Source organism: Chromobacterium sp. S0633 (genome assembly GCF_024158805.1).
GTDB lineage: Bacteria > Pseudomonadota > Gammaproteobacteria > Burkholderiales > Chromobacteriaceae > Chromobacterium.
On sequence record NZ_JAMZGH010000038.1, the window covers coordinates 11,882 to 36,942 of the forward strand.

The 25,061-nt window shown below is 65.0% G+C and carries 23 protein-coding genes; 11 read left to right on the plus strand and 12 right to left on the minus strand.

All coding sequences use genetic code 11. The features are described from left to right. Positions 1 to 52 precede the first annotated feature (52 nt). The 7 genes from NK214_RS19215 to NK214_RS19245 all read left to right on the plus strand — a co-directional run bounded on the left by NK214_RS19215 (position 53) and on the right by NK214_RS19245 (position 8,414). The gene (locus tag NK214_RS19215; RefSeq protein ID WP_253315245.1) at positions 53 to 1,735 is read left to right on the plus strand and encodes a long-chain-fatty-acid--CoA ligase; all 1,683 of its coding nucleotides are present in this window, start codon (positions 53 to 55) and stop codon (positions 1,733 to 1,735) included. A gap of 131 nt (positions 1,736 to 1,866) precedes the next feature. Further along, on the plus strand, positions 1,867 to 2,994 hold the full coding sequence (locus NK214_RS19220; protein WP_233246666.1) for a PilT/PilU family type 4a pilus ATPase: 1,128 nt from the start codon (positions 1,867 to 1,869) through the stop codon (positions 2,992 to 2,994). A gap of 8 nt (positions 2,995 to 3,002) precedes the next feature. Continuing rightward, positions 3,003 to 3,353 (plus strand): arsenate reductase, encoded by a 351-nt coding sequence (locus tag NK214_RS19225; RefSeq protein ID WP_107799033.1) that lies wholly within the window; start codon positions 3,003 to 3,005, stop codon positions 3,351 to 3,353. Then, positions 3,350 to 4,483 (plus strand): succinyl-diaminopimelate desuccinylase, encoded by a 1,134-nt coding sequence (gene dapE, locus NK214_RS19230; RefSeq protein WP_107799032.1) that lies wholly within the window; start codon positions 3,350 to 3,352, stop codon positions 4,481 to 4,483. Before NK214_RS19225 ends, dapE begins: the two co-directional genes overlap by 4 nt. 143 nt (positions 4,484 to 4,626) lie before the next feature. After that, positions 4,627 to 5,256: a MarC family protein gene (locus tag NK214_RS19235; RefSeq protein ID WP_019103674.1), complete on the plus strand. Its 630-nt coding sequence runs from the start codon at positions 4,627 to 4,629 to the stop codon at positions 5,254 to 5,256. Positions 5,257 to 5,544: 288 nt separating this feature from the next. Then, positions 5,545 to 6,906: a cytochrome c oxidase accessory protein CcoG gene (gene ccoG, locus NK214_RS19240; RefSeq protein ID WP_107799031.1), complete on the plus strand. Its 1,362-nt coding sequence runs from the start codon at positions 5,545 to 5,547 to the stop codon at positions 6,904 to 6,906. 113 nt (positions 6,907 to 7,019) lie between these two features. Further along, positions 7,020 to 8,414, plus strand: coding sequence for a PLP-dependent aminotransferase family protein (locus tag NK214_RS19245; protein ID WP_158274263.1), 1,395 nt, complete (start codon positions 7,020 to 7,022; stop codon positions 8,412 to 8,414). Between the two features lie 3 nt (positions 8,415 to 8,417). Here the strand turns inward: NK214_RS19245 and uhpC are convergent, their stop codons facing one another. From uhpC to NK214_RS19285, 8 genes are all read right to left on the minus strand, one after another. Next, entirely contained in the window at positions 8,418 to 9,767 is a 1,350-nt protein-coding gene (gene uhpC / locus NK214_RS19250; protein ID WP_253315246.1) for an MFS transporter family glucose-6-phosphate receptor UhpC, read from the minus strand. A gap of 72 nt (positions 9,768 to 9,839) precedes the next feature. Further along, a complete protein-coding gene (locus tag NK214_RS19255) occupies positions 9,840 to 10,640 on the minus strand; it encodes an inositol monophosphatase family protein (RefSeq protein WP_107799028.1) in 801 nt (266 codons plus the stop codon). Between the two features lie 20 nt (positions 10,641 to 10,660). Beyond that, entirely contained in the window at positions 10,661 to 11,794 is a 1,134-nt protein-coding gene (locus NK214_RS19260; RefSeq protein WP_107799027.1) for a branched-chain amino acid ABC transporter substrate-binding protein, read from the minus strand. A gap of 73 nt (positions 11,795 to 11,867) precedes the next feature. Further along, positions 11,868 to 13,349, minus strand: coding sequence for an aldehyde dehydrogenase (locus NK214_RS19265; protein WP_107799026.1), 1,482 nt, complete (start codon positions 13,347 to 13,349; stop codon positions 11,868 to 11,870). A 12-nt stretch (positions 13,350 to 13,361) separates the two neighbouring features. After that, complete coding sequence (gene dapA, locus NK214_RS19270) at positions 13,362 to 14,237, minus strand: 4-hydroxy-tetrahydrodipicolinate synthase (protein ID WP_107799025.1); 876 nt, start codon at positions 14,235 to 14,237, stop codon at positions 13,362 to 13,364. 43 nt (positions 14,238 to 14,280) lie between these two features. Continuing rightward, on the minus strand, positions 14,281 to 15,690 hold the full coding sequence (nhaC, locus tag NK214_RS19275) for a Na+/H+ antiporter NhaC (protein WP_107799024.1): 1,410 nt from the start codon (positions 15,688 to 15,690) through the stop codon (positions 14,281 to 14,283). 211 nt (positions 15,691 to 15,901) lie between these two features. Next, positions 15,902 to 17,146 (minus strand): FAD-binding oxidoreductase, encoded by a 1,245-nt coding sequence (locus NK214_RS19280; protein ID WP_235089533.1) that lies wholly within the window; start codon positions 17,144 to 17,146, stop codon positions 15,902 to 15,904. 1 nt (position 17,147) lies between these two features. Beyond that, positions 17,148 to 18,149, minus strand: a complete 1,002-nt coding sequence (locus NK214_RS19285; RefSeq protein WP_227107477.1) for a 4-hydroxyproline epimerase — start codon at positions 18,147 to 18,149, stop codon at positions 17,148 to 17,150. Between the two features lie 353 nt (positions 18,150 to 18,502). Here NK214_RS19285 and NK214_RS19290 point away from each other — a divergent pair, with 353 nt between their 5' ends. The 4 genes from NK214_RS19290 to hcnC all read left to right on the plus strand — a co-directional run bounded on the left by NK214_RS19290 (position 18,503) and on the right by hcnC (position 22,694). Continuing rightward, positions 18,503 to 19,198 (plus strand): GntR family transcriptional regulator, encoded by a 696-nt coding sequence (locus tag NK214_RS19290; protein ID WP_235089534.1) that lies wholly within the window; start codon positions 18,503 to 18,505, stop codon positions 19,196 to 19,198. A 549-nt stretch (positions 19,199 to 19,747) separates the two neighbouring features. Then, positions 19,748 to 20,026: a (2Fe-2S)-binding protein gene (locus tag NK214_RS19295; protein ID WP_304529379.1), complete on the plus strand. Its 279-nt coding sequence runs from the start codon at positions 19,748 to 19,750 to the stop codon at positions 20,024 to 20,026. Continuing rightward, a complete protein-coding gene (locus NK214_RS19300; protein WP_107799019.1) occupies positions 20,023 to 21,420 on the plus strand; it encodes an NAD(P)/FAD-dependent oxidoreductase in 1,398 nt (465 codons plus the stop codon). Before NK214_RS19295 ends, NK214_RS19300 begins: the two co-directional genes overlap by 4 nt. Positions 21,421 to 21,422: 2 nt before the next feature. Then, a complete protein-coding gene (hcnC, locus tag NK214_RS19305; RefSeq protein WP_253315247.1) occupies positions 21,423 to 22,694 on the plus strand; it encodes a cyanide-forming glycine dehydrogenase subunit HcnC in 1,272 nt (423 codons plus the stop codon). 254 nt (positions 22,695 to 22,948) lie between these two features. Here the strand turns inward: hcnC and recR are convergent, their stop codons facing one another. The 4 genes from recR to NK214_RS19325 all read right to left on the minus strand — a co-directional run. Continuing rightward, positions 22,949 to 23,551 carry a recombination mediator RecR gene (gene recR, locus NK214_RS19310; RefSeq protein ID WP_048412399.1) on the minus strand — a complete coding sequence of 201 codons (603 nt, stop codon included), beginning with the start codon at positions 23,549 to 23,551 and terminating at the stop codon, positions 22,949 to 22,951. 5 nt (positions 23,552 to 23,556) lie between these two features. Further along, positions 23,557 to 24,012, minus strand: a complete 456-nt coding sequence (locus NK214_RS19315) for a hypothetical protein (protein ID WP_253315248.1) — start codon at positions 24,010 to 24,012, stop codon at positions 23,557 to 23,559. A gap of 70 nt (positions 24,013 to 24,082) precedes the next feature. Further along, the gene (locus tag NK214_RS19320) at positions 24,083 to 24,421 is read right to left on the minus strand and encodes a YbaB/EbfC family nucleoid-associated protein (RefSeq protein WP_081547734.1); all 339 of its coding nucleotides are present in this window, start codon (positions 24,419 to 24,421) and stop codon (positions 24,083 to 24,085) included. Positions 24,422 to 24,428: 7 nt separating this feature from the next. Beyond that, a partial coding sequence (locus tag NK214_RS19325; protein WP_305883565.1) for a DNA polymerase III subunit gamma/tau C-terminal domain-containing protein occupies positions 24,429 to 25,061 on the minus strand: 633 nt, incomplete at its 5' end.

The window sequence follows — 25,061 nt, forward strand, 5'->3', positions numbered from 1 at the left end:
CGATACGCTGGCGCGACTCTCGTTAACCAGCACGATGGAGAAACCGGGATTTATGGAAAAGGTGTGGCTCAAAAACTACCAGCCGGGCGTAGCTCACGAAATCGACATCAACCAGTTTCAATCCGTGGTCGAAGTCTTCGACCGCAGCGTCAAGAAATTCCATGACCGCCCCGCCCTGGCCTGCATGGGCAAAGAACTCAGCTACCGCGAGATGGACCAGCTCTCCGGCCAGTTCGCCTCCTATCTGCAGCATGAGCTGAAGCTCCAGAAGGGCGACCGCGTGGCGGTGATGATGCCCAATCTGCTGCAATATCCGGTCGCGGTGTTCGGCACCTTGCGCGCCGGCGGCACCGTGGTCAACGTCAATCCGCTGTACACCCCGCGTGAGCTGGAGCATCAGCTGAAGGACTCCGGCGCGGAAACCATCGTGATCCTGGAGAACTTCGCCAGCGTGCTGGAGCAGGTGCTGCCGCGCACCCAGGTCAAGCACGTGATCGTGGCCTCCATCGGCGAGATGCTGGGCTTCGCCAAGGGCATGCTGGTCAACTTCGTGGTGCGCAAGGTCAAGAAGATGGTGCCGCCGTGGTGCCTGCCCGGCCATGTCCGCTTCAGCGACGTCCTGTCCCGCGGCGCGCGCGCGCCCTACCGGCCGGTGGAGCTGGGCCACGACGACATCGCCTTCCTGCAATACACCGGCGGCACCACCGGCGTCTCCAAGGGCGCGATGCTGGTTCACCGCAATATCGTCGCCAATATGCTGCAAGCCGGCGAGTGGGTGAAGCCGGTGATCCGCCCGGGGCAGGAAATCATCGTCACCGCGCTGCCGCTCTATCACATCTTCTCCTTGACCGCGAATCTGATGGTGTTCACCGAAGTGGGGGCGCTCAACATCCTGATCACCAATCCGCGCGACATCCCCGGCTTCATCAAGGAAATGGGCAAGTACCCGATCACCTGCATGACCGGGGTCAACACCCTGTTCAACGCGCTGCTGAACAATCCGGAATTCGCCAAGCTCGACTTCTCCACCTGGCGCCTGGCGCTGGGCGGCGGCATGGCGGTGCAAAAAGCGGTGGCGGACAAGTGGAAGCAAGTGACCGGCGTCACCCTGGTGGAAGCCTACGGCCTGACCGAGGCCAGCCCGGCCGTGTGCATGAATCCGCTGGATCTCGCCGCCTACAACGGCACCATCGGCGTGCCGGTGCCCTCCACCGAGATGCAGCTGCGCGGCCCCGAGGGCGAGGAAGTGGCCCCCGGCGAGCAGGGCGAGCTGTGCATCCGCGGCCCTCAGGTGATGAAAGGCTATTGGAACCGCCCGGACGAAACCGCCAAGGTGCTGAGCCCGGACGGCTTCCTCGCCACCGGCGACATGGCCATGCTGACGCCGGACGGCTTCGTCAAACTGGTGGACCGCAAGAAGGACATGATCCTGGTGTCCGGCTTCAACGTTTACCCCAACGAGATCGAAGACGTGGTAGCCGGCCACGCCGGCGTGCTGGAAGTGGCCTGCATCGGCGTGCCGGACGACAAGTCCGGCGAGGTGGTCAAGGTCTTCGTGGTGCGCAAAGACCGCGCGCTGACGGAAAAAGACATCATCCAGCACTGCCGCGACAATCTGACCGGCTACAAGGTGCCCAAGCTGGTGGAATTCCGCGACGAGCTGCCCAAGACCAATGTCGGCAAGATTCTGCGCCGCGCGCTGCGCGATGAGAACAGCGGCGCCAAACCCGCCTGATCCATGCGGACGCCATGAAATCGCCGCCGCCCGCGCTATCGGGCGGCGTTTTTTTTGGGCGCGGGCCGGCTACACTTTAAAAGAACCGTTCCATTGATAAACCTTGCCGCTTCGGGTGCACGATTATGTTGATGCTGCCGTTTTTCAAATTGATGGCCGAACGCCGCGCCAGCGATCTGTTCTTCACCAGCTTCTCCCCGCCGATGATCAAGCAGAACGGCGAGCTGCTGCCGATGAACGAAAAACCGCTGACCGCAGACATGGTCAAACAGCTGGCCTACAGCCTGATGAGCGAAGAGGAAATCGGCGTCTTCGAACAGGAACGCGAAATGAACCTGGGCCACCCGGTGCCCGGCCTCGGCAGTTTCCGCATCAATATCTTCTGGCAACGTGGCTCGGTGGGCATGGTGGTGCGCTACATCCTGCCCAATATTCCGTCGCTGGAGCATTTGCAGCTGCCGCCGGTGCTCAGCGAACTGATCAAGCTCAAGCGCGGCCTGATCCTGGTGGTCGGCTCCACCGGTTCCGGCAAAAGCTCCACCGTGGCGGCCATGCTGCAAACCCGCAATCAGAGCATGAGCGGCCACATCCTCACCGTGGAGGACCCGATCGAATTCCTGTTCCGCCACGACAAGTCCATCGTCAACCAGCGCGAAGTGGGCTTCGACACCCTCTCCTACGCCCGCGCGCTGAAGAACGCGATGCGCGAGGCGCCGGACGTGCTGATGATAGGCGAGATCCGCGACCCGGAAACCCTGACCCAGGCGGTGACCTACGCCCAGTCCGGCCATCTGTGCATCTCCACGCTGCACGGCAACAACAGCTATCACATGCTGAGCCGGGTCATCAATTTCTTCCCGGCGGAAAGCCGCGCCGCCTTGCTGATGGACCTGTCCTCCGCGCTGAAGGCGGTGGTTTCGCAACGGCTGATCCCCACGGTGGACGGCGCCCGGGTGCCGGCGATCGAAATCCTGATCAACACCGCGCGCATTTCGGAGTTGATCCGAAACGGAGAGATAGACAAAATCAAGGAGGCCATCGAAAGCAGCATGAGCGATGGCTCGCAAACCTTCGAACAGGCGTTGTACCGGCTCTACAGCACGGGGCGCATCAGCCTGGACGAGGCCCTGAGAAACGCCGACTCGCCCACCAACTTGTACTGGTTGATCAATCAGAGCAAGGAAAAAGCGGCGAGCGGCGACGATAAGCAAGCCGGCGGCGAGCCGCCAAGCTTCGACAGCATCAAACTGGACCTGTAAACCCACCCATGATTACTCTTTACGGCATACCCAATTGCAGCACCGTCAAAAAAGCGCGCCAATGGCTGAGCGACAACGGCCTCGACTACCACTTCCATGATTTCAAGAAACAAGGCGCGGACGCCGCCAGCCTGGAGCGCTGGGCCGCCGCGGTCGGCCTCGCCAAGCTGATCAACCGCCAGGGCACCACCTGGCGCGCGCTGCCGGACGAGGTCAAGGCCGGCGCCGAGCAACTGCCGGCCGCGCTGGCCTTGATGCAGGCCAATCCCTCGGTGATCAAGCGCCCGGTGCTGGACGCCGGCGGCAAGATCAGCGTCGGCTTCGTCGAAGCCGACTGGGCGGAGCGCCTGCTGAAATGAGCGCGACCTTAGAATTGGCGCGGCAGCTGATCCGGCTGGATTCGGTCACCCCGCGCGACCAGGGCTGCCAGGAATTGATGATCGCCCGCTTGGAAGCCATAGGCTTTCGCGTGGAGCGCATGCGTTTCGGCGAGGTCGACAACTTCTGGGCCCGCCGCGGCGACGCAGCTCCGCTGGTCTGCTTCGCCGGCCACACCGACGTGGTGCCCACCGGTCCGCTGGAGCAATGGGACAGCCCGCCCTTCGAACCCACCATCCGCAACGGCCTGCTCTACGGCCGCGGCGCCGCCGACATGAAAGCTTCGCTGGCCGCCTTCGTCACCGCCTGCGAAGACTTCGTCGCCCGCCATCCCGGACACCCCGGCTCCATCGCCCTCCTGATCACCTCGGACGAGGAAGGCGTGGCGGTGGACGGCAGCGTCAAGGTGGTGGACGCGCTGGAGGCGCGCGGCGAAACCATAGATTATTGCATCGTCGGCGAGCCCACCTCGGACCAGGCGCTGGGCGACACCATCAAGAACGGCCGCCGCGGCTCGCTGTCCGGCCATTTGATCGTGCACGGCATCCAGGGCCACATCGCCTATCCGCACCTGGCCAAGAACCCGGTTCACCTGATGGCGCCGGCGCTGGCCGAACTGGCGGAGACGCGCTGGGACGAGGGCAACGCCTTTTTCCCGCCCACCAGCTGGCAGGTGTCCAACATCCATGCGGGCACCGGCGCCAGCAACATCATCCCCGGCCATTGCGATATCCGCTTCAACTTCCGCTTCTCGCCGGAGAGCAGCGCGGAATCGCTGAAGGAACGCGTCTGCGCCATTCTGGACCGCCACGGCCTGGGCTATGAGTTGCACTGGCAATTGTCCGGCCAGCCTTTCCTGACGCAGCCGGGCAAGCTCACCGAGGCGCTTGGCCTCGCCATCGCCGACGCCACCGGCCGCCGGGCCGAGCTCTCCACCACCGGCGGCACCTCCGACGGCCGCTTCATCAAGCGCATCGCGCGCGAGCTGGTGGAGTTCGGCCCGGTCAACGCCACCATCCACAAGCTGAACGAGTGCGTGGAGGCGGCCGATGTCGAGCCCTTGTCCGCCATCTATCGCCACACGCTGGAACTGCTGCTGAACACTGACTAAGCCGAATTCCGGCTATGCTGAAACCGGTTGCGCCTGGCGCGGCCGGTTTTTTTGCTTTGCGGCGCGCCGCCGTGGCGCGGCGTCGACGCTTCTCGTCTCCCGCCTGAATGCGGCGGCCTCCAGCGAAAGGTATGATCCGAACCATGGAAGTCGAAATCGCAAAAATATTCATCGCGCTGCTGGTGCTGGTCAATCCGCTGGGCGCCATCCCCATCTTCATCAGCCTGACGCCCACCTCCAACCAGCTGGAGCGCAAGAAGATCGCCAAGACCACGGCCATCGCCGTGGCCATCGTGCTCTGCCTGTTCGCCGTCGTCGGCGAGACCCTGCTGCGCTTTCTCGGCATCAGCGTCGGCTCTTTCCAGGTGGGCGGCGGCCTGTTGGTGATGCTGATCGCCATCGCGCTGATGAACGCCAAACCGGGACCGACCAAGACCACCAAGGTGGAGCGCGAGGAAGCGGAAACCAAGACCAATATCGCCGTGGTGCCGCTGGCCATCCCGCTGATGACCGGGCCGGGCACCATCTCCACCGTGATCATCTATGCGACGACGGCCTCGTCGTGGGTACAGGTGGTTTACCTTTTGGTAAGCAGTTTGCTGGTGGCCATCACCTGCTACGGCGCGCTGGTGCTGGCCTCGCCCTTGTCCCGCCTGCTGGGGCAGACCGGCATCAACATCGTCAACCGGGTGATGGGCATGCTGCTGGCGGCGGTGTCGGTGGAAATCATCGTGGATGGGATTTACCGGCTTTTTCCGCAGCTTGCACGATAAAATCCCAAAAAACCCACAAACTCGGCAGGATTATTGTGCTGAGGCGATCAGCACAGCGCCTGGCGTTCAATACCAGACAAAGCGGGGCAAGACCCGGGCTCTGCCCGTTCGCCGCATGGAAAACCCCTTGTTTTTACTTGGGGTTTTCCATGTCCACGCTCAAGCCCAAGCCCGAATCTGTATATAGACAGACGGCGCTGTATACACATTTTCAAAGACAACTGTTCATTGTTTGTACCGATCCCAAGCAGTACTAATAAGGGGTTTTCATCCAATGGTCATTTTGCCATGTCTAGCCAGCAAGCCGTCCCCATCAAAATCTATCCGCGCCTGACCACCGGCCGCTTCAACAACGTTCGGGTGTTCATGGTTCTCGCTACCCAACTTGCGTTCTTCGGCCTGCCCTGGTTGCAGTGGAACGGCAGGCAGGCTGTGCATCTGGATCTGGAACAACATCGCTTCCTGATCTTCGGCCTCACCTTCTGGCCGCAGGACTTCATCTTCTTCGCCGCCTTGCTGGTGATCTGCGCGCTGGGCCTGTTCCTGTGGACCGCGCTGGCCGGCCGGCTCTGGTGCGGTTACAGCTGTCCGCAGACAGTCTACACCCAGATCATGTTGTGGATAGAACGGCTGACCCTGGGCGATCACAACGCCCGCCGCAAACTGGACGCGGCGCCGATGAGCGTGAACAAGTTCACGCGCAAGACGCTGTCGCACGGGCTGATGGGCTTGTTCTCGCTGATCACCGGCTTCACCCTGGTCGGCTACTTCACCCCGGTGCGCGAGCTGGCCGCCGCCGCGCCCAGCCTGGCCTACGGCCCGTGGGAAAGCTTCTGGATCCTGTTCTACGGCGGTTTCACCTGGCTGCTGGCCGGCGTGCTGCGCGAGAAGGTTTGTCTGCACATGTGCCCGTACGCGCGCTTCCAGGGCGCGATGTTCGACAACGACACCCTGATCATCTCCTACGACAACCGCCGCGGCGAACCGCGCGGCAAGAGCAAGCAGGCGGCCGACAAGGCGCGCGGCAGCTGCATCGATTGCGGCATCTGCGTCCAGGTCTGCCCCACCGGCATCGACATCCGCAACGGCCTGCAATACGAGTGCATAGGCTGCGCCGCCTGTATCGACGCCTGCGATCAGGTGATGGACAAGATCCATGCGCCGCGCGGGCTGATCAGCTACACCAGCGCCGCCGCGCTGGAAGCCGCCGGCAAGCCGGAACGCCCCAGCAGCAGCCATCGCCCGCGGGTCATCGTCTACTCCAGCCTGCTGGCCGGCATCATCGCCCTGTCCACCACCGCGCTGATCCTGAAAAAACCGTTCAAGGTGGACGTGCTGCGCGACCGCGCGGTCCTGGTGCGCGCCACCGACGACGGCCTGCTGGAAAACAGCTATAACCTGAAGCTGATCAACACCAGCGAACAGGCGCAGCGCTTCAAGATCCAGGTGGAAGGCCTGCCCAGCCTGAGGCTGGACAAGCCGGGCCAGGTGGTCGAAGTCGCGCCCACCCGCACCGAGACCGTCACCGTGCGAGTGCAGGCCGAGCCCGAGCACGCCACCCGCGGCGCGCACGACATCTACTTCGTGGTCAGCTCGCTGAGCCATGACGGTAGTATGATCAGGGAAAAATCCAGCTTCATCGGCGAATGAATCTAGGACCCGCCGATGTTTTTCAGCGCCAAGCAAACGTCGGCGGCCCTAGGCAGTCCATCAGGAGTCATGCCGCGGCGCAACGCCGCCGCGGCTCAACCGCCAGGAATACAATGAGCAAGACCAGTCAACTGAGCCAGCGCTTTCGCCATGCCATCGAGCAAGGCCATCTGCGCCCCGGCGATCGCATGCCTTCGCTGCGCAAGCTATGCCTGGACCACAAGGTCAGCATCACCACCGCCCAACGCGCTTACGCCGAGCTGGAGAAACAAGGCCTGATCGAGTCCCTGCCCCGCTCCGGTTTCCGGGTGCTGGGCCTGTCCTCGCTGTCGCTGCGCCAGTCGCCGCCGCTGCCGGACCACCCGGGCGAGTTCCGCGCCGAGCACCTGACCATGGCGCTGCCCATGCCCTGGGGCTGCCCGTTCATGAACCCGGTGTTGATCAACACCACGCCGCTGACCCGCGCGCTGACCCGCGCGCTCAGCGATTACCGCTACGCCTTGTCCAGCACCGACAGCGAGGGCTACGAGGGGCTGCGCCGAGAACTGGCGCTGCGCTATCTCGCCCAGGGCGTGGAGCTGGACGGCGAGGAAATGCTGATCACCTGCGGCGGCATGGAGGCGCTGAACCTGGCGATCCGCTCGGTGGCCCGCCTCAGCGGCAGCGACTGCATGCTGGTGATCACCCCGGCCTTCCCGCCCATCTTCGAACAACTGGAACACCTGGAACTGCGCGCCGTCGGCTTCAACTGTCCGCCGGGGCAGCCGCTGGACCTGGAACGGCTGGAGGCGCTGCTGATCCAGCACCAGCCGGCCGGCATCATCGCCATGCCCAATTTCCAGCACCCCACCGGCCAGGTGATGAGCGATTCGCAAAAAGCCGCGCTGCTGGCGCTGGCGGAACGCCACCGCGTGCCCATCATCGAGGACGACACCTATCGCGAGCTGTACTTCGGCGAAGGCGCGCCCTTGCCGCTCAAGGCTTTCGACCAGCGCGGCAGCGTGCTGCACTGTTCCTCCTTCAGCAAATCGCTGGCCCCCGGCTATCGCGTGGGCTGGATCGCCGCCGGACGCTTCCGCGACAGCATTCTGGGCCTCAAGCTGTGCAGCTCGCTGGCCACCCCGCTGCCCAGCCAGATGGCGCTGGCGCGCTTGCTGGCCGGCGGCCATCACGAGGACATGCTCAGCCTGTTGCGCCAGCGTCTGCAAAACAATCTGGCCGCGCTGCAACAGCAGATCTCCGCCCACTTCCCGGCCGACTGCCGGATGGCCCGGCCGCAGGGCGGCTACTTCCTGTGGGTGGAGCTGCCGCCCGGCGTCGACTGCCGCCGCCTGCTGCCGATGGCGATGCAACAGGGGCTGCACTTCGCGCCGTCCCAGATGTTCCACACCCCGGGACAGGACACCGGCAACGCGATGCGCTTGAACTTCAGCTTCTTCGATCCGCTGCAACACCGCTCCGGCGTCCCCCTGCTGGCCGAGCTGCTCAGCCCGGCCAACGTCCGCTGAGCCTCAGATCCGCTCATCCGCCAGCTTGACCCGCTTGCGCTGCCCCAGCAGGGGCAGCAGCAAGACGGCGGACAGCATGGTGGTCACGGACAAGGCCAGGAAAAACCCGTCCCAGCCCCAGGCGTCGGTCACCTTGGCCAGCGGGTAGCCCGACAGCGCCGCCCCCAGATAGCCGAACACGCCGACGAAACCGGTGGCCGCGCCCGCCGACTCCTTGTGCGCGGCCTCGGCCGCCGCCATGCCGATCAGCATTTGCGGCCCGAAAATAAAAAAGCCGATGAAAAAGAAGCAGCCGGCGATCAGCGGATAGTGGTCCACCCGCAAGGCCCACAGCAGCAGCACCGACAGCAGGATGCCCAGGGTGAAGATGATGTTCATCGGCACCCGGTTGCCGCGGAAAAAACGGTCCGAGCCCCAGCCGGCGACGATGGTGCCGATGAAGCCGCCCACCTCCAGCCAGAAAATCGCCGAGTTGGCCTTCAGCAACGCGTAACCGTGCTGCTCCTGCAGAAATTTGTTGCCCCAATCGTTGATGCCGATGCGCACCACGTAGACGAATAGATAAGACGCGGCCAGCAGCCAGATGAAGCGGTTGCCGAACACATAACGCCGCAATACCTGCCACATCGGCAGCTTGGCGCTATTCCTCTCCTGCTCCAGCTCCAGTTCGTCCCGCCGCCAGGCCCCCACCGTCGGCAGGCCCATGGACGCCGGCCGATCGCGCAGGCGGACGCACAGCAACAGGCCGACGGCGATGCCGATCACCCCCGGCACGATCATGCCATAGCGCCAGCCGTAGGCCATCGCCAAGGCGCCCGCCAGCAAGGGAATCAGCGCGCCGCCGACATTGTGCGAGGTATTGCAGATCGCCCACCAGAAACCGCGCTCGTTGCGCGAGTACCAGGCCGTCATCAACTTGGCGCACGGCGGCCAGCCCCAGCCCTGGAAGAAGGCGTTCAGCGTCCATAGCGCGGTGAAGGCCAGCAAGCTGCTGCTGAAGCCGAACAGAATGTTGATGACGCCGGTGGCGATCAGGCCCAGGCCCATGAAGTAACGCGGATTGGCGAAGTCGCTCATCATGCCGGACACGAAGCGCGACACGCCGTAGACGATGTAGAACATCGACAGGATGGCGCCGCCGGCGGCCCGCTCCCAGCCCAGGTCGTCCAGCATCGCCGGCAGGATGGAATTGAAACTGCGGCGGGTGAAATAGTAGACGGCGTAGCCGGCGTACAAGCCCAACATGATGTGGAGGCGCCAGTGACGGTAGCTGGCGTTGATTTCCTCCTGGTTCTTGTCCACCGGCGCCTCCGGCTGCGCGCGCAGCCAGCTCAGCCATGTTCTCAGCGACATGTGCGTTCTCCTCTGTCCGCGCCGCCGCGACGGCGGCGCCGTTGTGACCGGCGCGTCTTTGCGCGCCTTGCCTCAAGCCAGCCGCTGAATCAGCTCCAGCGCCTCGCGGTGGCGGGCCGGATCGCCGGCCGCCACTACCCGGCTGCCGCTGTCCAGCGTGATCGCCCGGCCCTCCCAATCGCTGATCACGCCGCCGGCGCCCTCGATCACCGGCCGCATCGCCGCGTAGTCGTAGAGCTTGAGGCCGGCGTCCAGCGCCAGGTCGGTGCGCCCGGAAGCCAGCAGGCCGTAGCTGCGGCAAGCGCCGCCGTAGACCCGCCAGCCCGTGCGCTCGCAAAAGCCCTGCCATACCGGCCTTTCTTCCGGCAGGAAAAAATCCGGGCTGCTGACCGAGACGAAGGCCCGCTCCAGGCTGGCGCAAGCTCGGGTCCGGCATTCGCGGCCGCCGTCGCGCTTGAACAACAAGGTGGGCAGGCCGCGGCGGCCTATCCAGCAGTCGTCGGTGGCCGGCTGATCGATCACGCCCAGCACCGGCACGCCCTGATGCAAGAGCGCGATCAGGCTGCCGTAGACCGGCATGCCGGCCATGAAGGAGGCGGTGCCGTCGATGGGGTCCAACACCCACAGCCATTCCGCGTCCCGCTCCCTGGCGCCGAACTCCTCGCCCAGCACGCCGTGGTCCGGATAACGCCGCAGGATGCGCTCGCGCAGCTTTTGCTCAATCTCCAGATCCAGTTGAGTCACCAGAGTGCGGTCCGGCTTGAACTGCGAACTCCAGTCGGTACGGGAAGCCAGCAAGCCGCGGCTGTCCGCCACCAGCTCCCGCGCGAATGTCAGCCATTCATCCAATTGTCCTTGGGCATACCGCCTCATCCCACCCTCCTTTCACTGCCTCACTGCATCACCGCCCGTGTCGTCCACTGGCCGTTCTTGACTTCGGAAATCGTCACCGCCGCCTTGTTGAGATCGCCCTTGGCGTCAAAGGAAAAATCGGTGCTGACTCCGGCGTAGCTGAGCTTGGCCAATACCGGCATGAATCGCGCCGGCTCCACCGAACCCGCCTGCTGCATGGCGGCCGCCACCATCATCATGCCGTCGTAGAACTGCGGCCCCAGCCTCACCACATCCTGCTTGAAACGCGCCTGATAGCGCTGGCGGAAAGCCTTGCCCGCCGGCCTGTCGTTCAACTGGCCGCCGGGAATGCCAGCGAAGTGGCCGCCGGCGCTGTCGCCGGCCAGGCTGAGGAAGGTGGGCGTTTGCAGCATGTCGCCGCCCAGCAGACGCGCGTCCAGCCCCAGCCGCTTCATCTGCTTGGCCATGGGCGCGGCCTGGGCGTCGGCGCCGCCGTAGAAGATCACCTGCGGCCGCAGCGGCTTGACCGCGGTCAGGATGGCGGAAAAATCGCTGGCCTTGTCGTTGGTGTACTCGCGGCGGGCGATCTTGCCGCCGCTGGCCTGCACCGCCTTGGCGAACTCGTCGGCGATGCCCTGGCCGTAGGCGGTGCGGTCGTCTATCACCACGATGCTGCTCGCCTTCAGCGTCTGCACCGCGAAGCGGCCCAACGCGGCGCCCACCTGGCTGTCGCTGCCCACCAGCCGGAAGGCGGTGCGGTAGCCCTGCCGGGTATAGGCCGGGTTGGTGGACACCGATAGCTGCGGAATGCCGGCGGCGGCGTAAAGACGCGCAGCCGGAATCGACACTCCGGAATTGAAATGGCCGAGCACCGCCTTGACGCCGGAGTCGACGAAGCGTTGCGCCACCTGGGTGCCGATGCGCGGATCGGCCTGGTCGTCCTCCGCCAGCAACTGGAAGCGCACCGGCTGGCCGCCTATCTGCGGCTTGCGCGCGTTCAATTCGTCCACCGCCAGCCGCGCGGCGTTTTCATTGTCCTTGCCGTAATGGGCTTGCGGGCCGGACAAGGGCGAGGCGAAGCCTATCTTGACCAGGGTCTCGGCGGCCGCCGGCCAGGCGCCGATCAGCAGCGCGGCGCCGGCGAGCGCCGCCCGCAGGGGGAAAATGGTTTTCATCTCGTCTCTCCTTTGTTTTGGATGGGTGCTGCGCAAAACGCCCGGCGCCGCGCCGGCGGCGCCGGGCCTCAAGCTAGTTCACGTACCAGATGGTCTTGGTCTGCTGGTATTGCTCCAGCGCCTCAAGGCCTTTGTCGCGCCCGCCGAAGCCGGATTGTTTGAAGCCGCCGAAGGGCGTGGTGATGTCGCCCTCGGAGAAGCCGTTGACCGACACCGTGCCGGCGCGCAAGGCGGCGGCCACGCGCTGCGCGCGCCTGACGTCGCGGGTGTACAGCGAGGCGGCCAGGCCGTAGACGCTGTCGTTGGCCAGGCGCACCGCTTCTTCCTCGCTGTCGAAGGTGCTCACCGCCAGGATCGGACCGAAGATTTCTTCCTGGAAGACGCGCATCTTGGCGTCGACCTGGTCGAAAATGGTGGGCTCGATATACCAGCCGCTGCCCAGCTCGGCGTGGATGCGGCCGCCGTGCACCAGCCGCGCGCCCTCAGCCTTGGCCGCGTCCAGATAGGCTTTCACCCGCTCGAAATGGGCTTGCTCCACCAGCGGCCCCACCTGCACCGTCGGATCGGTGGGCAGGCCCAGCTTCCAGCCGGCCAGCCGCCGCTTGAGCTTCTCCAGCAAGGCGTCCTTGACGCTGGCGGCGACGATCAAGCGCGAGCCGCAGCTGCAGTTCTCGCTCATATTCCAGAAGGCCGCGGCCAACACGTCGTCGACGATCTCGTCCAGCTCGGCGTCCTCGAACACCAGCTGCGGACTCTTGCCGCCCAGCTCCAGCACCACTTCCTTCAGATTGCTCTCGGCGGAATACTGCAGGAACAAACGCCCCACTTCGGTGGAGCCGGTGAAGGACACCATGTCCACGTCCGGATGCCGGCCCAGCGCCTCGCCCACCGACTGGCCGGAGCCGGTAACCAGGGTCAGCGCCGCGGCGGGAATGCCGGCCTGATGCGCCAGCTGGGTGATGCGATAGGCGCTGAGCGAGGTCTGCTTGGCCGGCTTCACCACCACCGAGTTGCCGGCGGCCAGCGCCGGCGCCACTTTCCACGCGTACATCTGCGCCGGGAAGTTCCACGGCAGCACCGCGCCCACCACGCCTATCGGCTCCTTGACGATGAAGCCCAGCGCCTCCGGCCCGGTGGGCGCCACCTTGCCGTAGCACTTGTCTATCGCCTCCGCGTACCAGCCGAAGGTGTCCAGCGTGGCCGGCAGATCGGTGTTCAGGCACTCGGTGATGGGTTTGCCGGCGTCGATGCAATCCAGCGCCGCCAACTCCTCGACGTGTTCTTGCAATAGCGCCACCCAGCGCTGCATCGCCTGCTTGCGCTCGGCCGGCGGCCGGCGCGACCATTCGCCGGACTCGAAGCCGGCGCGCGCCGCCGCCACCGCGGCGTCGACGTCGGCGGCGTCGCCGGCGGCGACATGGCCGATCAGGCTGTTGTCCATCGGCGTCCGATTGTCCAGCCGCGCGCCCTTGCCCTCATGGCCCGGGATCAGCAGGCCGGCCCACAATTGCCCGGCGCGGGCCTGCTCGAATACCGTTTCCTTGCTTAATGGCATCTCAGTCTCCTGTTAACGATCGAACGCGGCCAGCGCGTCGAGGAAGGCCTTGGCTTCCGCGCCCGGCAAAGGCAGCAGCGGCAGGCGCACATCGCCGGCCTCGACGCCGTGGCGGCGCACGCCCAGCTTGGCCTTCTGGTTGTAGCCGCCGGATTCCATCGCCTGGATCGCCGGATACATCGCCGCCATCAGCGCGCGCACCCGCGCCCAGTCCTCAACCTTGGCGGCGTTCAGCATCGCCACCTGTTCGCCGGGAAAGACGTTGGCCGCGCCGCTGATCCAGCTGCGCACGCCCCAGAACAGAAAATCCGCCGCCTGGTCGTCGCAGCCGCAGATCACCTCGAAATCCGGCAAGTTCGCCTGGATCAGCGCCAGCGCGCGGCTGAAATCGCCGCTGCTTTCCTTGATGCCGACGATATTGGGCTCGCGGCTCAGCTCCGCCACGCTGTCGATGTCGATGCCGACCCCGGCGCGCGCCGGGAAGTTGTAGAGGATGATGGGCAGCGCGCTGGCGGCGGCCACCGCCTTGAAATGGGCGACGATGCCGGCCTGGTCCGGCAGGCTGTAGGCCGGCGGCGCCAGCATCAGCGCCTCGTAGCCCAGCTCCGCCGCCTGGCGCGCGCGCGCGATCGCGCCGCGGGTGGACAGGTCGTTGGCGCCGGCGATCAGCCGCAGCCGGCCCTTGCCCGCCTGGGCCACGCACTCCAGCACTTGGCGGCGCTCGCCCTCGTCCAGCGCGTAGTATTCGCCGGTGGTGCCGCAGGCGACGACGCCGGCGACGCCTTGCTCGATGAAACGCTCGATCAGCTGCCGCAGCGCCGCCAGGTCCAGGCGGCCGTCGCGGTCGAACGGCGTGACGATGGGAACCAGAATGCCTTGTTCTTGCATGGGAGTTTCCTTTGTACTTACGGGTGGAAGAAGGTCGCGCGGCTCAAGCCGGCGCGGCGGCGGCGGGCGCGGAGCGGACGCGCCAGATCGCGATGTCGGCGTAGCCGTAGAACACGCTGATGGCGATCACCAGCAGGTGGTACCAGAGAAAGGGCAGATACTGCAGCGTGGACACGCCCAGCGTCGCCGCCATGAACACGCCGCCGTCGCTCCAGGGCACCATGGGCGCGGTCACCGTGCCGCCGGCTTCGACATTGCGCGACAGCACCCGGCGCTCTATGCCCTGCAGATCGTAATTGCGCTCGGTGATGGTGCTGGCGGTGATCAGCGACACATAGGCGGCGCCGCCGAAGAAGTTGCCGAAGAAGCCGCCCAGAATCGTCGAAACGGTCAGACGGCCCGGATTATTGGCCCAGCGCAGGAAGTTGGCGCTGATCACCTCCAGGATGCCGGCGCGTTCCATCAGGCCGCCCAGACCCAGGGCGAACAGGATCAGCGCGATCACGCTGAGCATGGATTCGATGCCGCCGCGGTTGAGCAAGGTATTGAGAAACTCCACGTCGGACGCGGTGCGGTTGCCGAAGTACGCGGTACGCACCGCGTCCAGCACGGGCATGTCCTGCGCCCACCAGGCGCAGACGATGCCCATCACCGCCCCCGAGCAGATCACCGGGATGGACGGCAGCCGCATCGTCAACATCGTGATCACCGCCGCCGCCGGCAGCAGCAGCCAGCCGTTGACGGTGAAGTGCGAGCCCAAGGCCTGCATCGCCAGATCGGCGCGGCCGGTGTCCAGGCCGGCGTCGACATAGAAGAAACCGACGCCGAGGAACAACAGCGCGGTCAGCAAGGTGGCCGGCACGCTGACCCACATCATCGAGCGGATGTGGTCGATCAGATCCACCTTGCACAGCGAGGCGGTCATCACCGTGGTGTCCGACAGCGGCGACATCTTGTCGCCGACATAGGCGCCGGAAATCACCGCGCCCGCCACCAGCGGCAAAGGCATGCCAAAGCTATAGCCTATGCCCATCATCGCGATGCCCGCCGTGCCGGCGGTGCCGAAGGAGGTACCGGTGGCCAGCGAAGTCAGCATGCAGATGATGAAGGCCGCGCACAGAAAGATCTGCGGGCTCATGATGGCCAGGCCGTAGTAGATGATGGCCGGCACCACGCCGCCGGCGATCCAGGTGCCGATCAGCGCGCCCACGGTGATCAGCACCAGCACCGCCACCATGCCGTTGTGGATACCCTGGATCAGGCCTTGCTGCATATCGTCGTAACTGCGGCCCAGCCAGTTGCCCAGCCCTATCACCAGGAACCAGCTGCTGAACAGCGCCAGCTGGATGGGCAGGTCCAGCACGTTAAGGAATAGAAACATGATGGCGATGAAACCGGCCATCACCGCGACAACCTGGGTTGCGCTCGGCAAGCGCGGCGATCTTTGTTGCATGGCGTTTCTCCTCTGCTCGGGTGGGCGGCCGGCGGCGTCGAGGCTGCCGGCGCGGAGGGGCCGCGGCGCTCAGAACCTGTTTACGGTCTGCTGCGCTGCTGCGATACCGCATTGAAAACGACTTCGACATGCTCATGCACCACGGGTACATTCCGCTTCCTCGGCCGTTTTCGCCTTGTCTCGCTCTAACTCGCGAGATCGAAAACACGTTCTAAAAGCGCGCCAGGCGGTAAGGATGCAAATCCAGATCCGGCGGACGCCGCAACACCATGTCGCGCAGCAGCGCGCCGGTGGTGGCGGCCAGCGTCAGGCCCAAATGGCCGTGGCCGAAAGCGAAATACAGGCCCTGGCGATCCGGAGCCGGGCCGATCACCGGCACGGTGTCCGGCAGCGACGGCCGGTTGCCCATCCACAACGTCATGCCTTCGGTGGAAAAATCGCCGACGATGCGCCGCGCCTTGTCCAGCAGGATCTCGGCGCGCCGCCAGTCCGGCGCCGCGTCGCGGTGGGCCAGTTCCACGGTGCCGGCCAGCCGCAGGCCGCCGTCGGCCAGCGGCAGGATCACGAAGCTTTCGCTGGCGCACTGAATGAAATGGCGCAAAGCCACGCCGGCCTTGGGCAGGTTGACGTGATAGCCGCGCTCGCTTTCCAGCGGCACCCGGTAGCGGCACTGCCGGGTGAAGCGATCGCTCCAGATGCCGGCGGTCACCACCACCTGGGCGGCGGCCAGCGTGCGGCCATCGGCGCAGACCACGCCGTCGACCTTGCCCTCGCCTTCGCTCAGGGCCGCCGCCTCCGCTTGTTCGAAGCCGCCGCCGGCGGCGACGAAGGCGTCGAACAGGCCCCGGCAGAACAGATAGGGATCATCGACATGGGACCAGGACGCCACCTTGACCGCGCGCGCCCAGCCGTCCAGCAGCGCCGGCTCGCAAGCCTGGGCCGCCGCCTGATCCAGCGCCTGCCAGCCCACGCCGTGCTCGGACTTCCGCCGCCAGGCCGGCAAGGCCCGCTCCAGCTCGGCCGCGTCGCGGTACAAGGTCAGCGCGCCGTGCCGCCGCCACATGCCCTCCAGCCCGGCCAGCTCCACCAGCGGCGCGTAATCGGCGGCGGCCCGGTTCAGCAAAGCCGCCAGCGCGCGGGTCAGGGCAGCCACCCGCGCCGGCCGGCTGGCCAGCGCGAAACGCGCCAGCCACGGCGCCAGCGTCGGCAGATAGCGCCAGCGCACCGCCAGCGGCCCCAGCGGGTCCAGCAGCCAGCCGGGCAGGCGGCGCCAGACGCCGGGCTCGGCCAAGGGAATCACATCGCTGACCGCCAGCGCGCCGGCGTTGCCGTAGCTGGTTTCCCGCGCCGGTTCGCCGCGGTCCAGCAGCAACACCTCCAGCCCGGCTTGCCGCAGTTGCAGCGCCGCGGCGATGCCCACCACGCCGGCGCCGACGACAATGACGCGCGCGCTCATCTCAGGCCACCTCGAAGCCGTGGACATAGGGATCGGCGTCGTCCAGCAGGATGCGGTTGTAGCCGGTGAAGCGCGCCCAGCCCCGCACCGAGGGCACGATGGCCGGGTAATCGCCCACCCGCGTTTCCGCCAGCACGCGGCCGACGAACTGGCTGCCGATCAGGCTCTCGTGGATGAAATCCTCGCCGACGGCGAGCAGGCCGCGCGCGTGACGCTGAGCCAGCCGCGCCGAAGTGCCGGTGCCGCAAGGCGAGCGGTCCAGCGCGGACTCGCCGTACAACACCGCGTTGGCGGCGCTGGAGCCGGCGTTCTTGGCCGCGCCGGTCCACTGGCAATGACGGACGCCGCGGATATTGGGGTCCAGCGGGTGGACGATGTCGTAATGCCGGTTCAGGTATTCGCGCAGTTCGCGCCCCATCGCCACCAGCTGCGCCGGCGAGTAATCCGCCATATCGCGATAGCCCGGCTGCGCCTCGACGATGGGATAGAAATTGCCGCCGTAGGCGATGTCCACCCGCAAGCGCCCCAACGCGGACACCTCGGCCTCCACATCGCGCAGGTAGAGGAAGGACGGCACATTGGTCAAGGTCACCGCGGCGACCTTGTCGCCCTCCATCCGGTACTCTGCCGCCACCTTGCCCGCCGGCGTGTCCAGATTCAGCACCCCGGGCGCGGCCGGCGTCACCAGACCGTGCTCCAGCGCCATGGTGACCACGCCTATGGTGCCGTGGCCGCACATCGGCAGGCAGCCGCTGGTCTCGATGTAAAGCACCGCGATGTCGCAATCCTCCCGCGTCGACGGATACAGAAAGGCGCCGGACATCTGCGCATGACCGCGCGGCTCGAACATCAGCCCGGTGCGTATCCAGTCGTAGCGGCGGATGAAATCCAGCCGCCGCTCCGCCTGGGTCTCCCCTTCCAGCCGCGGACCGCCGTTCACCACCAGCCGCACCGGATTGCCGCAGGTATGGCCATCGAGACATTCGAATTCGCGCACCGCCATGTTCTTGCTCCTCGCTTGTGATGGGGCCACTCTAACCGCGCTCATTTTTGAATACAATTTTTGAGGCGCGCAGTAGACATGCACTTGCGAGAATATTGCGTTATCTCACATGTGAAATAATTAAATATACAATAAAATCAATATGTTATTGCGTGTTGTTTTTTAATCACCTTGCATTGCAGCATTACCACCAACTCAAAATCACCTTAAAAAAGAGATGAAACCGCGAATAATTGAATACAAAATTACAGCAAGCACGCCCATAATCCATGCCAAAACAAAGACTGGACGCGGCCATTGCCCGCCCTCCCCGCGCCTGTGATAATTTGAAAACTCCAACCGCCGATTTCGCCATGCCCCAAACCACCGCTCCGCGCCAAACCCTCACCGCCACCACCACCGACACGCTGCGCCAGCGCATCCTGCTGGGAGAGTGGCCGGCCGGCACCCAACTGCGCCAGGAGGCGCTGTCCAAGGAACTGGGCGTCAGCCGGGTGCCGCTGCGAGAGGCGCTGCGTCAACTGGAGGCGGAAGGATTGGTGGCCATCACCGAACGGCGCGGCGCGGTGATCGCCCAGCTGTCGCTGCCGGAAGTGCTGGAATTGCTGCGGGTGAGAGTGCTGCTGGAATGCGATATGTTGCTGGAGGCGGTGCCGCGGCAGACCCAGGCGGATCTGGACGCGGCCGGCGCGCTGCTGGCGCAGTTCGAGGAGGCGCTGCGCCGACGGGATGTCGGCGCCTGGGGCATTCTGAATTCGCGCTTCCACCTGGCGCTGTACCAGGCGGCCGACCGGCCGCAAACCCTGGCGCTGATCGAGCAGTTGCACAATCGCACCGATCGCTACACCCGGATGCAGATTCTGCTGACCAATTTCAGCGACCGCGCCCATCGCGAGCACAGCGAAATGCTCGAACTGTGCCGCCGCAAGGACGCGGTCAGCGCCGCCGCCTTCCTGAGACAACACATCCTGAACGCGGAAGAAGCCCTGGAGGCCTGGCACCAGGAGCATCAAGGCGAAAACGGCCGCAGCGCGCGCAAGCCGGCCTGAATACCGCCCGCCAAGCGCGGCAAGCACTTGGTTTCAAACAGAAAAGTCTTTAGACACACTATATCCAATGGCTAAAATAATGATGATGACATCAGCTTTCTAGCCATTTGATCATAATCAAATAATGCACAGTTTTGAAAATGCTATGCGCATTAAAGTAACAGAAAAATACATTATTCCAACGGTCTAGTCACGCGCAAAATCCAAGCAAGTCATTGTTTTTCAAAAACAAATACAAGACAAACACCCGCCGATCTCCTGCTGCGCCCGCCAATCTGTATACATCTGATCACAGCAATCTGTACATTGCCTGTACCCATACAATGCGATAACAATGCTTGCGACAATTAAAAAGCGATTCATCATAATTAGGCTACGGCAATCGCCAAATAGCCTGATTGTCTGACCATAGTCAGGCGCGACCAAATCGCTCGCCGCCGGAAGCGACTGTCCACTCCGCGCTCCATCCGGCGCTCCCTTATCGTGTCAGTAGAACCAAAACGAGCTATTTCGATGCCAAATTTAGACAGAAAATATGACATTCAGAAATTGAATGAAGATCAAATCGCCATCAACATCAATGGCAACACCGTCGCCGCCGCGCAGGGCGAGACCGTGCTCAGCGTGCTCAACGCCGTCGGCTTGCGCCGCGTCAGCCGCAACGACAGCCAGCAAAGCATGGGTTCCTATTGCGGCATGGGCGTCTGCCATTGCTGCCTGGTGCGCATCGACGGCCGCTACAAGCGCCGCGCCTGCCAGACCGTGGTGCAACCCGGCATGACCGTGGAAACCGCGGCCAATCGCATCGAACTGGAGGGCCTGCAATGAGCGCGCGCCCCATCATCGTCGGCGGCGGCCCCGCCGGCATGGCCGCGGCCATCGAGCTGGTCAAGCACGGCCTGCCCTGCACGCTGATAGACGAAGCCTCGCGCCTGGGCGGCGTGGTTTACCGCGGCCCGCTGCGCCAGGGCGTGACCCTGGACTATTTGGGCGAGCGCTACCGCGACGCCATGCAGGCGCTGCACGCGCAGTTCGCCGAAGTCAGCCACGCGGTGGAGATCAAACTGAACACCCGCGTCGTCGGCGGCGAAGCCGGCCAATGGCTGTACGCGCTGAATGAACAGGAAAAAGTCGAAAAGATCGACTTTGAACAATTGCTGCTGTCCGCCGGCTGCCACGAACGCAGCGTGCCCTTCCCCGGCTGGACCCTGCCCGGCGTGATCATGCTGGGCGGCCTGCAATTGCAGATCAAGAGCGGCGTGGTCAAGCCGCTGGGCCGCACCACCATCGTCGGCACCGGCCCCTTGCTGCCGCTGGTGGCCTGTCAACTGCACCGCGCCGGCGCCGACGTTCAGGGCGTCTACGAAGCCAGTTCCTTCGGCCGCATCGCCAAGGAAACCCTGGCCATGCTGAACAAGCCGCAGCTGTTCCTGGACGGCCTGAGCATGCTGGCCTACCTGAAACGCCACGGCGTGCCGCTGCACTACGGCTGGGGCGTGGTGGAGGCAAGCGGCCAGCAAGAGGTGCAGGAAGTCACCGTCGCGCCTTACGACGACAACTGGACGCCGGACCTGAACCGCGCGGTCAGCCTGGCCACGGAAACCCTGGCGGTGGGCTACGGCTTCATTCCGCGCACCCAGCTGACCCAGCAAATGGGCCTGCGCCACGCTTACGACGCCGACGGCTTCCTCAAGCCGGAAATCAACGGCTGGCAGCAAAGCAGCGAAGCCCACATCCACCTGGCCGGCGACATCGGCGGCCTGCGCGGCGGCGAAGCCGCCATGCTGAGCGGCCGCATCGCCGCCCAGTCCATCCTCAAGCAACGCGGCGCGATCAGCGCCGAACTGGCCGAGAAAAACCGCCAGCGCTACCTGACGGAACTGAAAACGGTGTTGCGCTTCCGCGTGGGCATAGACAGCTTCACCCAGCGCGGCAGCGGACAGCTGACGCTGCCGCAGGAAGACACGGTGATCTGCCGCTGCGAGAACGCGCTGCGCAAGGATATCGACGCCGCGCTGGAACAAGGCGTGCAGGACTTGATCAGCCTGAAGATGCGCACCCGCGTCAGCATGGGCGATTGCCAGGGCAAGATGTGCGTCGGCTATTGCAGCGACCGCCTGCGCGAGCACACCGGCAAGGCGGACGTGGGCTGGATCCGCCCGCGCTTCCCGCTGGACCCCTTGCCGTTCTCCGCCTTCCAAACCGAAACCGAAGAGGCCTAACCATGAGCAGACAATACGACATCGTGATCGCCGGCGGCGGCGTGATCGGCGCCTCTTGCGCCTACCAGCTGTCCAAACGCAAAGACCTGAAAATCGCGCTGATCGACGCCAAGCGCCCCGGCAACGCCTCGCGCGCCTCGGCCGGCGGCCTGTGGGCGATCGGCGAATCGGTGGGCCTGGGCTGCGGCGTGATCTTCTTCCGCATGACCTCGGCCAAGAACAAGCGCGAGGCGGCCGGCGCCGCCATCGCCGTGGACGCCAGCACCCCGCACATCCTGCCGGAGTCCTTCTTCAATTTCGCGCTGGCCTCCAACGCGCTGTATCCGGCCCTGCATCAGGAGTTGATCGAAAACCACGGCATGGATTTCAAGTTCGAGGAAACCGGGCTGAAATTCGTGATTTACGACGAGGAAGACCAGCTCTACGCCGAACACATCGCCGCGCAGATTCCCCACCTGTCCGATCAGGTGCGCTGGGTGGACCAGGCCCAACTGCGTGAAAACGAGCCCTACATCAGCCACGAGGCCACCGGCGCGCTGGAATTCCTGTGCGACCACCAGGTCAGCCCCTTCCGCCTGACCGACGCCTATACCGAGGCCGCGCGCCAGAACGGCGTCGACGTGTTCTTCAACACCAATGTCACCGGCGTGCTCAAGCAAGGCTCGCGCGTCACCGGCGTGCGGACGCTGGAAGCCGGCGAATTCCACTGCCACACCCTGATCAACGCCGCCGGCTCCTGGGCCGCCGAGTTGAGCCAATGGGCGACCGGCATCGATATTCCGGTCAAACCGGTCAAGGGCCAGATCGTGCTGTCGGAAAAGATGCCCAAGCTGTTGCGCGGCTGCATCACCACCAGCGATTGCTATATCGCGCAGAAGGACAACGGCGAAATCCTGATCGGCAGCACCACGGAGGACAAGGGCTTCGACGTCAGCAACACCTATCCGGAAATCGCCGGCCTGGTCAAAGGCGCGATCCGCTGCCTGCCGGAGATGAAGAACATCAACATCAAGCGTTGCTGGGCCGGCTTGCGCCCCGGCTCCCCGGACGAGCTGCCCATCCTCGGGCCGATGCAGGGCGTGGACGGCTATCTGAACGCCTGCGGTCACTTCCGCACCGGCATTCTGACCTCGGCCATCACCGGCGTGATGCTGGACGCGCTGGTGCGCGGCGAAACGCCGCCGCTGGACGTGACGCCCTTCCTGGCCGACCGCTTCAACGCCCCGGCCGCCAAGCCGACGGTGCAGGAAGCCGTCGAACTGGCGCTCTCCTAAACCAGCGACGGCCCGTCGCTCCCGCGGCGGGCCGTCCCACTGATTCAGATGTTCCTCTGTTACAGGCCGGCTAGTCCGGCCTGCTTTTTTTTCCCCGCCGCGCCCACCCTCTTAGAACCTGTTTACGATCTCGCGAGCTAGAGCGAGACAAGGCGAAAACAGCTGAGAAAGCGGAATGTACAGAGGGTACATGAGCATTTCGAAGCGGTTTTCAACGCCGTATCGCCGACGCGCAGCAGATCGTAAACAGCTTCTTACTGGCCGACACCGCGGCGCTCGTACACCGCCTGCGCCAAGGTGCCCAGGTCGACGTACTCCAGCTCTCCGCCCACCGGCATGCCGCGCGCGATGCGCGTCACTTTGAGGCCGCGTTCCTTCAGCAGCTCGGCGATCATATGCGCGGTGACCTCGCCCTCGGCGGTGAAATTGGTGGCGATGATCACCTCCTCCACCGCACCGTCCGCCGCCCTCACCAGCAGCTTGTCCAGATTGATGTCGCGCGGGCCGACATTGTCCAACGGCGAGATGCGGCCCATCAGCACGAAATACAGGCCGTCGAAGCATTTGGCCTGCTCCAGCGTCAGCAGATCCGCCGGCATCTCCACCACGCACAGCAAATCCTGCCGGCGCTCCTCGTCGGCGCAGATCGGACACAGCGGCGTTTCGCTGAAGGTATTGCAGCGTTCGCAGTGGGTCAATTGGGTCAGCGCGCGGTCCAGCGCGCGCGCCAGCTTGTCCGCGCCCTTCTTGTCGCGCTGCAACAGGTGGAAGGCCATCCGTTGCGCGGTCTTGGGTCCGACCCCCGGCAACACTTTCAGGGCGGAAATCAGATGGTCTAGAGCGGGAGGATTCTTCATCGCTTTCACAATCGGGAAAAACGGCGGCGCAGACGCGCGTGCCGCCAGGCGAAAACCAGGCGGAAAATGCCGTAATGCAGTGTCAACAAGCAGGGCGCGCGCGGCGCGAAGCCGATGCGGTCCACCACTTCGCAGCCGCCGGGCAAGGCGCGCACTCTCCGCCGGTGCAGCCAGCGCCGCTGGGTCAGCATGGTGGAGCGCTCGTCGAAGGCGCCCGGCTCCAGCCGCGTCAGCTCCAAGTCGTCGCATTCCACCGGCAACAGGCCGAACAGCAGAATCCGGCACGGTCCGATGCGCATCGGCGGCCTCAAGCCGTCGGGCAGCTCGCCGCCCGGCAAGCGCATGCGGAGCCAGGACCCGAGCTCGTCGTTGATGCCAGCGGCGCTGGCGGCGTGCGCCCACACCCTGTCGGCGTCGGCGCGCAGCCGGCTGCGCACGGTGAAATGAGCGAATCCGCGCATGGCTACCTCGGAAACAACGTAAAAATGGCCCGGCGCGCGCCGAGCCATCCGGATGCCGAAACCGATGCGATCAGAACGGCAGCTTCATGCCGGCCGGCAGGTTCAGGCCGGCGGAGAAACCGGACATCTTTTCCTGAGTGGTGGCTTCCACCTTGCGCACCGCGTCGTTGAACGCGGCGGCGATCAGGTCTTCCAGCATTTCCTTGTCTTCCTTGGCGTCGTCCAGCAGGCTGTCGTCCAGGCTGACGCGCTTGACGTCGTGAGAGCAGGTCATCACCACCTTGACCATGCCGGCGCCGGATTGGCCTTCCACTTCCACCGTGGCCAATTCTTCCTGCGCCTTTTTCATATTGTCCTGCATTTGCTGGGCCTGCTTCATCAGGCCGGCGATACCACCTTTGCCAAACATAATCGTTTCACTCCTTCACGGGTTGAATGGTTTCGATGAGCAGCGTCGCGTCGAATTCGCGCACCATTTGCTGCACCACCGGATCGTTTTTCATATTCTCGCGCGCGATGTCCAACTGCTCCTGCCGATGGCGGGCGTCTTTCATCGCCGGCGTCTCCAGGCCCAGCTCTTCCACCGTCACCGCCAATTCCACCGGCCGGCCGAAGCGCTCGCTCAAGGCGAGCTTGAGCTTGTCCTGGTAATCGCGGCTGGTCATGTGGCGGAAGCTCTCCGGCACCGCCAGCGCCAGGCGTTCCTGGTCCCAGTCCTTCAATACCGCATTATGGGCCAGCATGCGCGCCGCGCCCAGCTTGACGCCCAGTTCGGTCACCAGCGCCTGCCAGTCGCCGTCGAAGCGATAGTCGGCCGGCTCCTCCGGCGGCGCCTGCAAATAGGACGGCATCTCCTCGTCCGCCGCCGCGCCCTGATCCCAGGGCACCTCGTCGGGACTGACGTCACCGTCGTCCGACGCGTCTTCCTCCTCGGGCTCCGGCTCGGGCGGCGGCGCGGCCTGACGGACCGGCGCGGCCGGCGCAGGCGGCCTGGCTTCGGGCGCGGCAGGCTCGGGTTCGGGTTCCGCCGCCGGCGCGCTGTCCTGAAC